13 protein-coding genes are annotated in these 13479 nt (G+C 68.0%); 11 read left to right on the forward strand and 2 right to left on the reverse strand.

Features of this window, described 5'->3' with window-relative positions; all coding sequences use genetic code 11:
• Window positions 1–47: 47 nt before the first annotated feature.
• Entirely contained in the window at window positions 48–509 is a 462-nt protein-coding gene (locus ACFWMR_RS02905) for a Rid family hydrolase (protein WP_378376516.1), read from the reverse strand.
• Window positions 510–573: 64 nt separating this feature from the next.
• On the opposite strand from ACFWMR_RS02905, the gene ACFWMR_RS02910 reads away from it, so the two are divergent.
• Both ACFWMR_RS02910 and ACFWMR_RS02915 read left to right on the forward strand, forming a co-directional pair.
• Complete coding sequence (locus ACFWMR_RS02910) at window positions 574–1059, forward strand: MarR family winged helix-turn-helix transcriptional regulator (protein WP_378376518.1); 486 nt, start codon at window positions 574–576, stop codon at window positions 1057–1059.
• Between the two features lie 1106 nt (window positions 1060–2165).
• Window positions 2166–4040 carry a Calx-beta domain-containing protein gene (locus ACFWMR_RS02915; RefSeq protein WP_378376520.1) on the forward strand — a complete coding sequence of 625 codons (1875 nt, stop codon included), beginning with the start codon at window positions 2166–2168 and terminating at the stop codon, window positions 4038–4040.
• Window positions 4041–4088: 48 nt separating this feature from the next.
• Here ACFWMR_RS02915 and bla read toward each other — a convergent pair whose 3' ends face one another.
• Window positions 4089–4991 (reverse strand): class A beta-lactamase, encoded by a 903-nt coding sequence (gene bla / locus ACFWMR_RS02920; protein ID WP_093936819.1) that lies wholly within the window; start codon window positions 4989–4991, stop codon window positions 4089–4091.
• A gap of 101 nt (window positions 4992–5092) precedes the next feature.
• On the opposite strand from bla, the gene ACFWMR_RS02925 reads away from it, so the two are divergent.
• The 9 genes from ACFWMR_RS02925 (at window position 5093) to ACFWMR_RS02965 (ending at window position 12997) form a co-directional block, all read left to right on the forward strand.
• Window positions 5093–5974 carry a LysR family transcriptional regulator gene (locus ACFWMR_RS02925; RefSeq protein WP_378376522.1) on the forward strand — a complete coding sequence of 294 codons (882 nt, stop codon included), beginning with the start codon at window positions 5093–5095 and terminating at the stop codon, window positions 5972–5974.
• Window positions 5971–6870 (forward strand): serine hydrolase, encoded by a 900-nt coding sequence (locus ACFWMR_RS02930; protein WP_378376524.1) that lies wholly within the window; start codon window positions 5971–5973, stop codon window positions 6868–6870. Before ACFWMR_RS02925 ends, ACFWMR_RS02930 begins: the two co-directional genes overlap by 4 nt.
• 81 nt (window positions 6871–6951) lie before the next feature.
• Window positions 6952–7407, forward strand: coding sequence for a flavodoxin family protein (locus tag ACFWMR_RS02935; RefSeq protein WP_378376526.1), 456 nt, complete (start codon window positions 6952–6954; stop codon window positions 7405–7407).
• A gap of 29 nt (window positions 7408–7436) precedes the next feature.
• Window positions 7437–7634 carry a hypothetical protein gene (locus ACFWMR_RS02940; protein WP_378376538.1) on the forward strand — a complete coding sequence of 66 codons (198 nt, stop codon included), beginning with the start codon at window positions 7437–7439 and terminating at the stop codon, window positions 7632–7634.
• Window positions 7567–7953: a LysE family translocator gene (locus tag ACFWMR_RS02945; protein WP_378376528.1), complete on the forward strand. Its 387-nt coding sequence runs from the start codon at window positions 7567–7569 to the stop codon at window positions 7951–7953. Before ACFWMR_RS02940 ends, ACFWMR_RS02945 begins: the two co-directional genes overlap by 68 nt.
• A 42-nt stretch (window positions 7954–7995) precedes the next feature.
• Window positions 7996–9018 carry a polyphosphate kinase 2 gene (ppk2, locus tag ACFWMR_RS02950; RefSeq protein WP_378376530.1) on the forward strand — a complete coding sequence of 341 codons (1023 nt, stop codon included), beginning with the start codon at window positions 7996–7998 and terminating at the stop codon, window positions 9016–9018.
• Between the two features lie 150 nt (window positions 9019–9168).
• Window positions 9169–9933, forward strand: a complete 765-nt coding sequence (locus ACFWMR_RS02955; RefSeq protein ID WP_378376532.1) for a siderophore-interacting protein — start codon at window positions 9169–9171, stop codon at window positions 9931–9933.
• 159 nt (window positions 9934–10092) lie between these two features.
• Window positions 10093–11862, forward strand: a complete 1770-nt coding sequence (locus tag ACFWMR_RS02960; RefSeq protein WP_093936826.1) for an alpha/beta hydrolase — start codon at window positions 10093–10095, stop codon at window positions 11860–11862.
• Between the two features lie 217 nt (window positions 11863–12079).
• Complete coding sequence (locus tag ACFWMR_RS02965; protein ID WP_378376534.1) at window positions 12080–12997, forward strand: LuxR C-terminal-related transcriptional regulator; 918 nt, start codon at window positions 12080–12082, stop codon at window positions 12995–12997.
• Window positions 12998–13479: the final 482 nt, after the last annotated feature.

The raw sequence follows: 13479 nt of genomic DNA on the forward strand, positions 1-13479 counted from the left end.
GGCCAAGAGCATGGGCGCACTCGGGTAATACCCACGGGACACGGCGTTCACACGCGGGAGTATCCGGCGATCGCGGTGACCTTGATCTCCACCCGCATTTTCGGGGCGCCGAGGGCCGGGACGCCGATCTCGGTCCAGATCGGCGCGCGGTCGCCCATGTGCTCACGGAACTGTTCGACCATGACGCGGTTGTGGGTCTCGCCGATGAACCCGGGGATTTCCGGGACGTGGTACGAGTCCACGGCGATGACGTCGCGCCAGGTGGCACCCGCGGCGGCGAGCGCCCGTTCGACGTTCTCGAAGGCCTGGACGATCTCGGCTTCCAGGTCCTCGGGGAAGGTGGGGAAGGGCAGGTCGTCGGCCCAGCCTCCCTGTCCCGAGATCTCGACGCGATCGCCGACGCGCACCGCTTGGCTGTAACGCATCTCGGGCAGGAGCCGTTCGCCGTGGCCGGGAGTGACGAAGAACCGCGGCTGGGGCGTGGCGATGTTCTCGTTGACTTCATGCATGAAGTCAACGTAGCACGATTTGACTTCACGTGTGAAGTCGCTGGGTTCTCGGTAAGGTTCCGCCATGGTCACCCCCGCGACCCCGGACCCGGACGAAGCGCTGTGGCTGAACCCTGCCGAAAAGGAAGCCTGGACCGGGCTCGTCTCCCTGGTCCTCCTGCTGCCGGGACGGCTGGAGTCGCCCTTGCAGCACGATGCCGGACTGACGCTGTTCGAGTACCTGACTCTCAGTCATATCTCGGAGGCCCCGGAGCGACGGCTGCGGATGAGCGAACTGGCCTACCTCGCCAACGGCTCGCTCTCCCGTCTGTCCAATGTGGTCAAGCGTTTCGAACAGCGGGGGTGGGTGGAGCGGACACCCGATCCCGCGGACGGCCGGTACACCCTCGCGATGCTCACGGACGACGGGTACGACGTCGTCGTCGCGGCGGCGCCCACGCACGTCCGTTCGGTGCGGGAACTCGTGCTCGACCCTTTGACCGCTGAGGATCAGGAGGCGCTGGCCCGGATCGCCGCGAAACTGCGGACACGGCCGGCTGACCTCGCCTGAGCGTCGGGTGGTCGTGTCCGGGTCTCGGCAAAGTCGCGTGAGTGGCGTTTCGGGTTCTGGCGGACTCGTATTTACCTACCCACTGGTGTGATTGGCGGTCGAGTGAAGCAGGTGCGGTCGACGGGGGAAGATTCCGGACGCTCAACGGCCGGAATCTTCCCCCCGTCACCGGTCGCGCCTGGCACGACCTTGATCAACGGAAGATCGGGGACGTTGAGTGTCCCGGATCCTCCGTTGATCAAGGTCCGAGACCGGGCATCCTGGCGACGATGAAGGAATTGGGACGTTCAACGTCCCAATTCCTACATCGTCGCGCCCTGTCATGCATGGGTAGGTAAATACCGGTCCGCTCTAACCCGAAACGTCACTCACGACCACTTGGGCCGCTCTGTGCGTGGGTGGTTTCAAGATCGCGCCGGTCCGGCAGCCAGGGGCATTCAGGGGACTCGGCGCGCCGTGTCGCGAAAGCCACTTTCGCAACCTTCACCGTTGCGAAAGCCACTTTCGCAACCTCCCTGGCCAGCGCAGAGGCGACTTTGCCGCGACCCTGACCCTGAAGGAGTGAAGGAGGCCTTCACGGACTCCGGTGAGCGCCACGTTCGCCCCACGTGTACCAGTGGTCACGGCAGTCACCGGCTGTGTGGAAATAGGGACATTGAACGTCCCTATTTCCACACACCCCTCTCTCCGGGTGGATCACGACCACCACGCCACCCCTGATCCACCTCTCGATAGTCCGAATCGCCACTCACGACCAGATCTCGCCGCGGTCTCGGCAGGCCGCGGCGTTGCGACATTCGGTGCGTTTTCGCCCGCGAAGACCCGCTCGAGATCGAATTTCCCACCGCGAGCCGATCACGGAAATCGCGGTAGTCCCCGCTCTTTCTCACGCTCGTGAGTGAGCGGCGCCGGAGATCTTTCCACTCACCGGCCTAACGCGGACATGGTCCCGGTAGACCGGATTCGCGGTAACAGCCCGTTGAGCAGCTTGACATGGGGCGCTCCGGGTGACGTTCGCGCCATGCGCTAACGAAATACGGAATCTTCCGTCTTTCTCAGGAAGCCCACAGGATTCCGGCCTGGGCCGCGTCTCGAAAGGGAAGTCCATGTCACGAAGACCACTGCTCGTCGTCATGACCGCCGTCACGGCGATGCTCGCGTCCACCGCGGTCGCCGCCGCGGCTCCGCCGGGGGTGGACCCGGCCACGGTCGACCTCACGCTCAACGCCGGTCAGAGCACGACCGTGACCAAGAACGTGACGACCTCGGCGGTGCCGCCGAACCCCGATCTCGTCCTGCTCGCGGACACCACGGGCAGCATGGGCGGGCCGATCGGCAACGTGCGGTCGAACGCCAACGCCATCACCGGTGACGTGCTGGCCGCGCAGCCGACCGCGCGATTCGGCGTCGCCGAATACAAGGACTTCACCGATTCGGTGCCGTTCAAGGTGAACCAGGGGATCACCGGCGACACCGGCGCGGTCCAGGCGGGAATCAACCAGTGGCTGGCTTCTGGCGGCGGGGACACGCCGGAAGCGAACCTGAACGCTCTCTATCAGCTGGCCACCGGGGCGGTCGACTTCCGGGCGGACGGTACCCGCATCATCGCGTGGTTCGGTGACGCGCCGTCGCACGATCCGAGCGGCGGGCACACCCTGGCCCAGACCATCGCGGCATTGCAGGCGGCGAAGATCCGCGTGGTCGCTGTCAACGTCGGGGCGCTCGATTCCGGCGGGCAGGCCTCCGCGATCACCTCGGCCACGGGCGGCGTGCTGCTGAACAACGTCCCCGCCGGGCAGGTCTCCCAGGCGATCCTCGACGGCATCAAGTCCATCGAGGTCACGGTGACCCCGAAGGTGACCAGCTGCGATCCGCAGCTCACGGTCACCAACGACCCCGGCAGCGTCAAGGTGACCAGCGGCGACGTCGCCACGTTCACCGAGACGATCAAGGCGTCGGCCGGTGCCGCTCCCGGCACCTATCACTGTGTCGTCGACTATCAGGTCGACGGTGTTTCGCGGGGGTACATCGAGAACACGACCGTGCGCGTGCTCGGGTTGAGCATCAACGACGTGTCGGTCGACGAGGGCTCCGGCGGTGCGCAGGTACCGGCGACCTTCACGGTGTCGCTGCTCGGCGGCCCCAGCCCGAATCCGGTGACGGTCCAGTACTCGACCGCCAACGGCACCGCGACCGCGCCCGCCGACTACGCGACGGCCGGCGGCACCGTCACGTTCGCCCCGGGCCAGACGGCCAAACCGGTGACCGTGCTGGTCAATCCGGACACCGTCGACGAGCCGAACGAGACGTTCACGGTGAACCTCTCGGCCCCGTCGGGCGCCGGACTGGTCGATCCGACCGGGGTCGGCACGATCATCGACGACGACCGTGACGGCGTCTTCTCCTGCACGGGTACCGCGGCGAACGTCCTCGGCGTGACCGCGGCGCAGGCGAACCCGGCGAACCTGCCGTGTGTCGACGACACCAGCACCGTCGCCGCCGCGACGCTCAACGCGGGTCTGATCAAGGTGGAGACCCAGGTGCTGACCGCGTCGACCGATCTCACGCCGGACAACCAGTCGGCGGCTCCGGCCGCGGGCGATCGCGCGCTGGCGTCGGCCAAGATCGACAAGACGGTGATCAGCACGCTCGGGCTGAAGATCGAGCTCGGCGTGATCCAGTCGCAGGCCACGGCGACCTGTCAGCCGTCTCCGGGCGGGCTCGCCCCGGTCCTGGCGGGCGCTTCGAACATTGCCTCGCTGAAGATCAACGGCGAGTCGATCACGGTGGGTTCGGCGCCGCTGACCATTCCACTGGTCATCGGTTCGCTGAAGCTCAACGGCCAGACCGTGGCGAACGGCGTCGTGAAGCAACAGGCCGTCGCGCTGGACACCGCGCTCGCGAAGATCGTGCTCGCGGAATCCCAGGCCGACGTGCACGGCACCGCCGCGCACCCGGCGGGCAACCCCTGCCGGCGCTGATCCGGTGAGAATCGCCGGGCGGACGGGGAGTCCCGTCCGCCCGGTGGGTCAGGGAAGGACCTTGACGGCCGCCGCGGTGGCTTGCGCGAGCAGCTTGTTGTCGATCTTCGCGTCCTTGTCGGCCCGGTCGGTCAGCACCGCGATGACGATCGGGGCGCGGTTGGGCGGCCACACGACCCCGATGTCGTTGCGTGTCCCGTATCCCGCCGTTCCGGTCTTGTCGGCGACCGGCCAGCCGGGGACCCCGGCGCGGATGTTCTCGTCGCCGGTGGTGTTGGCGCGCATGATGTCGACCAGGATCTTGCGCTTGTCCTCGGGCAGGGCGTCGCCGAGGGCGAAGGCGCGCAGGCTCACCGCGAGGGCGCGCGGCGTGCTGGTGTCCCGCTTGTCACCTGGGAAGGTGTCGTTGAGTTCGGGTTCGATCCGGTCGGCGTGGCTGGTGGTGTCGCCGATCCCGCGCAGCACCGCGTTGAGGCCCTCGGGGCCGCCGAGTTCGCGGAAGAGCAGGTTGCCGCCGGTGTTGTCGCTGTACCGGAGGGTCGCGTCCATGACGGCGCGCAGCGGCATCCCGGTCGCGACGTGCTTCTCGGTGACCGGCGAGTTGGAGACCAGGTCCTTCTGGCTGTAGGTCACCGTCCGGTCCAGGTCGGCGACCGGCGTCCGCTGCAGGACACCGCCGGCGGTGAACACCTTGTGCGTCGAGGCGTAGGCGAACCGCTCGTCGGCGCGGAAGGCGACTTCGCGGCCGGTCGCGGTGTCCACCGCGTACACCCCGAGCCGGGCACCGAAGGCGCGTTCGAGCTGCTCGAAGTCGGCTTGAGCGGAGGCCGCGACAGCGGTTGCGGGGGGAGTGGCGGCAGGCGGCCGCGCGGGAGCGGGGGTGGAACACGCGGCGAGTGACACGGCCGAGAGCGCCAGCAGGGCCGCCCACCGGCGAGAAGTGACGGACACGGTGATTCCTTTCAAGATCGTTCGATGTCCGCAGTCTGGCCAGCGCCGGTCATGCTGTCCAAGACACGAATGACCTCTTTCATGCGAATCATGCATAGTATGTGGTCGTGGACCTGATCGGCAGCTGCCGGGCGTTCGTGAGCGTGAGTGAGGCGGGGACCTTCACCGCCGGAGCCGCGATCGCCCGCATCCCCCAACCGGTGGCGAGCCGCCGAATCGCCGCGCTGGAGGGGCATTTCGGCGAGCGGCTGTTCGACCGCTCCACCCGTCGTGCCCGGCTCACGCCGTTCGGCCGCGACATGCTGCCGTCGGCGAAACGGCTGGTCGCCTTGGCCGACGCGATGGAGCACGACGCGCGGCGCGCCAAACTGCGTCCGCTGCGGCTCGCGATGCCGGACACCTGCGCCACCCGCGAGCTCGCCGAACTCGACGCGGCGGCACGAGCGCTGGACGTCTTCCTGGAATTCCGGCAGGCCGCACCGCGGGAACGAGCGGAACTCGTGCGCGTCCAAGAGGTCCGCGCCGCGCTGACGGTCGTCCCCGCCGAAGAGGGCACGTGGAAGGTTCCCCTCGGCCTGGCCGGCGGGGGCGGGCCCCGAGCGGGGGCTCTTCATCTGGAAACGTTGCGGGTCGGCCGGTCCGGCGGCGCGCCTCGCCGGGTCTGGATCCAGCCCGAGGACGACGTGCCGCATATCCGCGATCGCCTGTTCCGTCTCCGCGATTCGGTGGGACTGCGGCCCGCGCAGGTCTCCGTCGCCGAATCGCTCACCGCCGCCGCGGCGGCCGTGTTCGGCTCGGACGATCTACTGCTGTGTTCGACGGCCCAGGCCGCCGAACTCGGGTTGGTGTGGCGGCCCATCGGCGAGATCCGGCTCGCGCGCGGTTACGAAATCACGGCGGGCCTGGGTGAGGACGCGCAGCGGATCCGGGCACGCTTGTGGTCCGACATCGCCCGGTGTCTCGGTGCGGAGGAGACGACATGAACACGGAAACGCTGCTCCCGCGGTTGCGCGCCGAACTGGACGACGGCGGCCTGCGGGGCTCGTTCCTGGTGCGGGATCTGCGGACCGGATACGAGATCGGCATCGATCCCGACCTGGAGTTCCCGAGCGCGTCGCTGGTGAAGATCCCGCTCGCGACGGCGACATTGGAACGGATCCGCCGGGGAGAACTGGACGGCTCGGCGCCGATCGAGGTCCGGCCGGGCAGGGCCACCGCGCCGGGGCCGACCGGGCTGACCCGGTTCCGGCATCCGGCCACGGTGGCCATCGACGACCTGCTGTACCTCACCATGGCCATCAGCGACGAGACCGCGGCGGACACGCTCTTCGAGCTGACACCGCCCGCCCAGGTCACCAGGATGACGCGCGAGTGGGGCGTTTCCGGGATCACCGCACGGCATCCGGCCGCGGATCTCAGCGACACCCCCGCGGAACGCTTCGGCCCCGCGGACGTCCACCTCGCGCACGCGCTCGCGATCAACGCCGGCACCGCCGGGCAAGGCCACCCCGTCCCCCAGCTCGACGTCACGCGCGCGAGTTCCGGTTCGGCCCGCGCGTTCGTGAACCTGCTCGAAGCGCTGTGGAGACCGTCCAAAGTGGACGAAGAGGTGGCCGCGAGGGTGCGCGAGCTCATGGGCCTCAACCTTTTGCGTCAGCGGCTGAGCCCCGATTTCGTCTCCGACGCCACGACCTGGTCGTCGAAGACGGGCACCGTGCTGAACATGCGGCACGAGGTCGGGGTGGTCGAACACGCCGACGGCGGGGTCTTCGCGATCGCCGCGCTGACCGCGTCGCGGGTGCCCGCGGCGATCCAGCCGGAGGCCGAAGTGCTGATGGCCCGCGTGGCGCGGGCGCTTCGCGATCACCTGCGGGCGTGACCGGGGCCACCTCGCCCGTTGTCACGAACTCCCTCCCTGGCCGGTTCTCAAGGAAAGGACCGGCGGAAAGGGAGGATCGGCATGAAGGTCGTCATCGTGTGCGTCTCGGTGTCCCACGGCAACACGGCGCGGATCGCCGAGACCATGGCGGAGGCGCTCGAAGCGCGAGTCGTGAGTCCTGAGGAGGTCGATCCGGCCGAGCTCGACTCCTGTGATCTCGTGGGCTTCGGCTCGGGGATCTTCAACCTGGACTTCCATCCGCGCTTGCGCCGGTTCGTCGAGGAGTTGCCGGAGAAGCAACGGCGGAAGGCGTTCGTGTTCACCACGAGCGGCCTGCCCGAGCCGCCGTTCCGGCGCTACTCCCGTCGTCTGGCGTGGTTGCTCGGCCGGAAGGGGTTCGATGTCGTGGGTACGTTCGCGTGCCGGGGCTTCGACACCTGGGCGCCCTTCAAACTCGTCGGCGGGATTCGCAAGGATCGTCCGAGGAAGGCGGATTTCGAAGCCGCGAGACGGTTCGCCGAAGACCTCGGTGATTGATCGACTCGGGCACGGGGCACCCGAGGAGAATGAGTGCGGGAACCCTGGCGTTGTTCGCCGGTGTCGTCATGGTCGCCTACGTGATCCCCGGCCCGGACTGGGTGGTGATCCTCCGTCACTCGGCGCGGAGCCGCCGGGCGGGATTGGTCGCGGCCGCCGGTGTGCAATGCGGTCTACCTGGTCTACCTGGGCGCGCACGCATTGTGGAGGTCTTGGCGCGGCGGTGATTCCCGGATGCCGGAGAAACCGTTGCCGAAGCGGATGTTCCGCCAGGCGTTTCTGTCCAATGTGCTCAATCCGAAGGCGGCCCTGTTCTTCGTGAGCGTCCTGCCGCAGTTCGTCGATCCCGCGGACGCGGCGGCTCCGCAGGTGCTGACGCTGGGCCTGCTGGACATCGGCCTCGGTGTCCTGTGGTGGGGCCTGTTCGTGCTGCTCACCGCCCGGCTGTCGGGCCTCATGCGCGAAAGCGGACCGCGCAAGGCGCTCGACCGCGTCACCGGGACCGCGCTCGTCGGGCTGGGCGGCGCCCTGGCGGTCACGTCCTGATTGTCTTGTTTGCCCGTAGACCGCCTCGGGTATCCGTGACGTGTGCTCGACCAAACCCCTGCGCTCGCCGAACATTTCCCGGAACTTCGGGACCAGCGTCTCGTCGTCGACTACGACGACGCCGACGACCCGGTCCTGCTCCGTCCCGACGGCTCGCCGATCGACACCTGGCGGGAGAACTACCCGTACCCGGATCGCATGACGCGCGACGAGTACGACGTGGTGAAGAGGTCACTGCAGATCGAACTGCTGAAACTGCAGTACTGGATCAAGGACACCGGCGGCCGCATGGTGATCCTGTTCGAAGGACGGGACGCGGCGGGCAAGGGCGGCACCATCAAACGGTTCACCGAACACCTGAATCCTCGTGGCGCGAGGGTGGTGGCGCTGGGCAAGCCCACCGAGCGTGAGCAGGGCGAGTGGTATTTCCAGCGCTATGTGAACCATCTGCCCACCGAGGGCGAGATCGTGCTGTTCGACCGGTCCTGGTACAACCGCGCCGGTGTCGAACGGGTGATGGGGTACTGCGCGGACGAACAGTACGAGCGGTTCATGCGCCAGGCCCCGACTTTCGAGCGGATGCTCGTCGACGACGGGATCATCCTCGTCAAGCTGTGGTTCTCGGTGTCGAAATCCGAACAGCGCACCCGGTTCCTCATCCGGCAGGTCGATCCGGTGCGCCAGTGGAAACTCAGCCTCAACGACGTCGAGTCGCTCGATCGCTGGGACGCCTACACCGAGGCGAAGGTCGCGATGTTCCGTTCCACCGACACGGAGATCGCGCCGTGGACGGTGGTCAAGAGCAACGACAAGAAGCGAGCGCGCGTCGAAGCCATGCGCAGCGTGCTCGCCCGCGTGGATTACGCGGACAAGGACGCGGCCACCGTCGGTGAGCCGGATCTGAAAGTGGTCGGTGCCGCGGCGACCCTGCTGGAGGAAGGCGAAGACGAGGCGTCGCTCAGCCCGACCCCGATCGCCCGGCCGGACGACCCCGAGCACGGGCCCGGGCTGCATCCGGACCCGGATGACCGCCGGGCGGCCAAACGTGAGCAGCCGGGCCCCTGAGCTGAACTTCGCCCAGGTCCGGGGGCCTCTCGCGCGCCGGTGAAAGCGAGTACCCAAGAACTGAGGAAATGCTCATAATAGTGCCATGAGCTGCGAAAACATTGGACGCGGAAGGTGATCCCGCGCCTTCGTACCCCGACCTCGCGCAAGATGATCACGGCGGAAGTGCGGGAGCGCGTCATGCTGAGCCCGAGCTTCGCGTCGGTCACTCTCGGCGGCCCGGCCTTACGGGATCTGGTCGTCACCGGAGCCGACCAGACGGTGCGGCTGTTCTTCCCCCGCGAAGGACAGCAGCGGCTGCGGATGCCCACCTTCTCGAACGAGACGTGGATGGCCGAACTGATGGTGCTGCCCAAATCGGTCCGCCCGTGGGTGCGCACCCTCACCATCCGCCGGGCCAGGCCCGCCGACGACGAGGTCGACATCGAGTTCGCCCTCCACGGGAATTCACCCATGAGCAACTGGGTGCGGCGGACGGAACCGGGAGATTCCGTCGGGATCTTCGACATGGGCACGACCTACCGGCCACCGGACGACGTCGGCGGTCAGCTCATCGTCGCCGACGAGAGCGCTTTGCCCGCGGCGTTGGCGATTCTCGACGACGCCCCGGAATCGCTGGTCGCGGAAGTCTTCCTGGAAGTGCCGACGGTCGCCGACATCCGCCGGTACGAGACCACCGAAGGCGTCCACGTTCACTGGCTGAGCCGGGACGATCCTGGACGGCGTCCCGGAACTGCCGCCCTCGATGCCGTCCGGCAGGCGGAGCTGCCGCCGGGCCGGTTCTACACCTGGGTCGCCGGGGAATCCCGGCTGGCGACGACGGTGCGACGGCATCTGGTGTCCGAACGGGGCGCGGCGAAGGCGGACATCTCTTTCGCCGGATACTGGCGACACGGCTGGTCCAGTCCCGGCTGACCCCATGAGGTGTCGAGATCCTGCCATGTCGGGTATCCGCCAGCCCCGGGCCGTGTAGGAAAGCTGATCACCTGTCTTTACTTTTCGTACGGACGTCGGGGGCTCCTGTCGAAAGGGAACATGGTGATCAGTAGTACGAGAAAGACGCGGAGAGGCACGGTGGCCGTGGTCGCCGGTGCCTTCCTGGCCTCGGGCCTGGTGCTGGCTCCCGCCGCGGGTGCGGCTCCCGCGGTCAAGGCCGACCCGGACACCGCCGCGCTCGCGGGCGCGCTGACCAAGCAGGCCGTCGCCTGGGGCGAGTGCTCGTTCCCTTCGGTCGCCCCGGCGACGGAAGCCGAACTGAAGAAGGTCAAGGGCCTCGCCTGCGCCACCGTCCAGGTGCCGCGTGACTGGCACAACCCGCAGGACGGCAACACCATCGGCGTCCGCGTCTCCAAGACCGCGACCGCCTATCCCGGCACCGGCAGGCAGGGCATCGCACTGGTCAACCCGGGCGGACCCGGCGGCGAAGGCCTGCCGTGGGGCGCCGCGATGGCGATGCGCAGCCCCGTGCTGGCCTCGCAGTACGACTTCGTCGGGTTCGATCCCCGCGGCGTCGGTCAGAGCACCCCGCTGACCTGTAGCTACACCGTCCCGGACAGCACGGATCAGAACGTGATCAGCCGGGCGAAGGTCGAGGGCTGCCTGAAGAACCCGCTGACGAAGTTCATCACCACCGAGCAGACCGCCTACGACATGGACTTCATCCGGGTGCTGCTCGGCGAAAAGAAGACCAGCTACATCGGCTACTCGTACGGCACGTGGCTCGGCACCTGGTACGCCACCACGTTCCCGGGCAAGGCGCACCGGTTCCTGCTCGACTCGTCGACCGACGCGAGCCGCTCGACACTGGAGAAGACCTGGGACCTCCAGCCGCGCAGCCGTGACCGCCAGTTCCAGGACGCGTTGCTGCCCTACGTCGCGCGCAACGACGCCAAGTACAAGGCGGGCACCGACCCGCTCGAGATCCGCCGAAACTGGGAGAAGGCCGGCGGCACCCGCGAGTTCGCGGGCATGCTCTACGCCGCCTGGTTCATCATCCCGGCGATGTACGACACCACGCAGTACCCGTCGGCGGCTTCGATGGTGGCCGCGCTGGCGAAGGGCCCGGCACCCACCGGGACCGACGCGGAGAAGCTCGAACAGGTCGTCGCCAAGGCGCTGACCACCCCCGGCCTGACCGACGCGAACAAGGCGTTCCTGACCAAGGCCAAGGGCAACGCGCTGGAGGCCATCGCCAAGAAGGACTCGGTCGAGCGCAAGGCCTCCTACCAGGGCGGCGCCGAGGTCGAGACCTGGGACGCGGCGTTCGAGGCGATCCGCTGCCAGGACGGCCAGTGGAACCAGAATCTGCACTACTGGACCTACTGGCAGGCCGACCTGACCGTGAACGCGCCGTTCATCGCGCCGATCATGGCCCAGTCGGGCGCGCCGCTGTGCGCGTTCTGGCCGACCACCAACGCCAAGCCGGCGCCGGACGGGAAGACGTTCCCGAAGCTGCTGATCGCGCAGACCGAGCTCGACGCGGCCACGCCGTACGAGGGCGCGCTCGCCACCGCGAACGGACTGCCGGGCGCCAAGATGATCAGCGTCGACAACGAAGGCAGCCACGGGATCTTCCCGTACAACACCGACTGCGTCGACGACCCGATCGTCGCCTACTTCCAGACCGGTCTCACACCGAAGAAGAAGTTCACCGGCTGCCAGGGCCTGCCCCTGCCCGGTGAGGACAAGACGGTCGAGGTCGGCGGGAACCTCGGGCACGACGGGAAGATCAAGATCAAGATGATCACGCCCCAGGTCCGCAAGGCGAACGAGATCGTCCGTGAGCTGCTCGAAGGCACCGCCACGCCGCAGGCCGACGAGAAGGGCATGCCCGCCAACGCGTAGTACCTGACAGGTGGGAACAGAGGCTCCCGCGAGCCCATCCGGTTCGCGGGAGCCTCTTCGGCGTGCCTCCGCCGGGATCTGTGACGCTTTCGTTATCGGTTCAGGCGCACGAGCCCGCCGCTTTCGCCCTCAAGACCAGTGAGTGAAAGCAGCGATACCGCGGCGCCTGACATCGATGTCAGGTCGCGGAGTCCTGGGGCGGGGGAGGAGAAACGTCATGCTCGCCGAGTCGCGAGGCCTGTCGATGGAGGCCGAGCAGCTGTACCGGGCCTTGCTGGACGGGCGCCCGACCACGCCCGGTGCGGAGCTGGCCGAGCTGGAGCGGTTCGGTCTGGTCCGGCCCGGCGCGTCCGGACCCGAGGTCTGCCCGCCGCGCGCGGCGCTGTCGGCGTTCGCCGCGCAGCACGAGGCCGCGGCCGTCCGAGCGCGGGAAGCGGCCGAAGTACTCGGCGCCGCCTACTCCCTGCGGACCGGCCGGGACGCGGACTTCGTCGAGGTCCTGCGCAGCCGCGACGAGGTGATCGCGACTTTCGAGGCCATGCAGACACAGGCGGGGGTGGACATCGTCGCGCTGGACCCCGGGTCGTACATGAGCCCGAAGGCCGAGGTGAGCACGATGCAGCCGGGGTCGATGGCGCGTGGCATCGCCTACCGCGTCGTCTACGACTCGTCCGTGCTGCAGGACGACGACGGATTCGTCCAGGTGCAGTCGAGTATCGCGCTCGGCGAGCAGGCCAGGGTGTTCCCCAGGCTCCCGTTGAAACTGGTGATCGCCGACAGCAAGCGCGCGCTGATCGCCGTCCCGAACTCCGACGCCGGTGACGTGCTGGCGCTGCTGATCCATCCGTCGATGCTGCTGAGCGCGCTGATCGAGCTGTTCGAATCCTTCTGGCGGATGGCGGTGCCGGTGCGGGCGGGCGGTCCGGACGACGCGGAAGCGGCCCAGGAACCGACACTCGCCACGCGCCGTCTGCTCGCGCTGTTGAGCGGAGGCCTGACCGACGAGGCGATCGCGCGCGAGCTCGGCATCAGCGAACGCACCGTGCTCCGGCGGATCAGCCGGTTGCAGCAACTGCTGGGCGCGCAGACCCGATTCCAGCTGGGCGCGCAGGCGTCGCGTCAGGGCTGGCTCTGATCGGTGAGCCTACTGGGCAGTCGTGAGTAGCGATTCGGTTCAGGGTCAAGGGTGTCTTGAGTACCTACCGGCGGGCGGTTTCGTGTGCTTGGAGGGACGACACACGTGACTGGATGGACGACACGTTTGTCCAGGCGGACGACTCGCGGCGATAACCCGGTCACGAGAGTGTCGTCTGTCCAGTCACGCGTGTCGTCCATCGGATCACGTGTGTCGTCCACCTGATCACGCCGCGGCGAGGCGTCACTCCAGGTCTCGTGGGTGGTGATTCGGGTTCTATTGGGCGATAAGCCAAATATGGCATGGTCGGTCCTGCCGCGCAGGCCCTCTTCGCTGCCCGAGGACATGGTTCCGGACTGGGCGGCGACTAGGCACGCCGAGAGTGTCCACATGAGACGGTTGGCGACAACCGAGCGTCCGATTTATGGACATATGAGGCTTTCCGCGAGGGGTCGTGAGTGGCAAGGAGGGTTAGAACCCTC

Source organism: Amycolatopsis thailandensis, from assembly GCF_042723255.1.
GTDB lineage: Bacteria > Actinomycetota > Actinomycetes > Mycobacteriales > Pseudonocardiaceae > Amycolatopsis > Amycolatopsis thailandensis.

What these genes read in the sequence shown, in the direction of transcription:
- ACFWMR_RS02910 (WP_378376518.1), top strand. Translation starts at nt 574, where the DNA reads ATGGTCACCCCCGCGACCCCGGACCCGGACGAAGCGCTGTGGCTGAAC.
- ACFWMR_RS02940 (WP_378376538.1), top strand. Translation starts at nt 7,437, where the DNA reads ATGAGTGCGGGAACCCTGGCGTTGTTCGCCGGTGTCGTCATGGTCGCC.
- ACFWMR_RS02935 (WP_378376526.1), top strand. Translation starts at nt 6,952, where the DNA reads ATGAAGGTCGTCATCGTGTGCGTCTCGGTGTCCCACGGCAACACGGCG.
- ACFWMR_RS02965 (WP_378376534.1), top strand. Translation starts at nt 12,080, where the DNA reads ATGCTCGCCGAGTCGCGAGGCCTGTCGATGGAGGCCGAGCAGCTGTAC.
- ACFWMR_RS02955 (WP_378376532.1), top strand. Translation starts at nt 9,169, where the DNA reads ATGATCACGGCGGAAGTGCGGGAGCGCGTCATGCTGAGCCCGAGCTTC.
- ACFWMR_RS02905 (WP_378376516.1), bottom strand. Translation starts at nt 509, where the DNA reads ATGCATGAAGTCAACGAGAACATCGCCACGCCCCAGCCGCGGTTCTTC.
- ACFWMR_RS02915 (WP_378376520.1), top strand. Translation starts at nt 2,166, where the DNA reads ATGTCACGAAGACCACTGCTCGTCGTCATGACCGCCGTCACGGCGATG.
- ACFWMR_RS02930 (WP_378376524.1), top strand. Translation starts at nt 5,971, where the DNA reads ATGAACACGGAAACGCTGCTCCCGCGGTTGCGCGCCGAACTGGACGAC.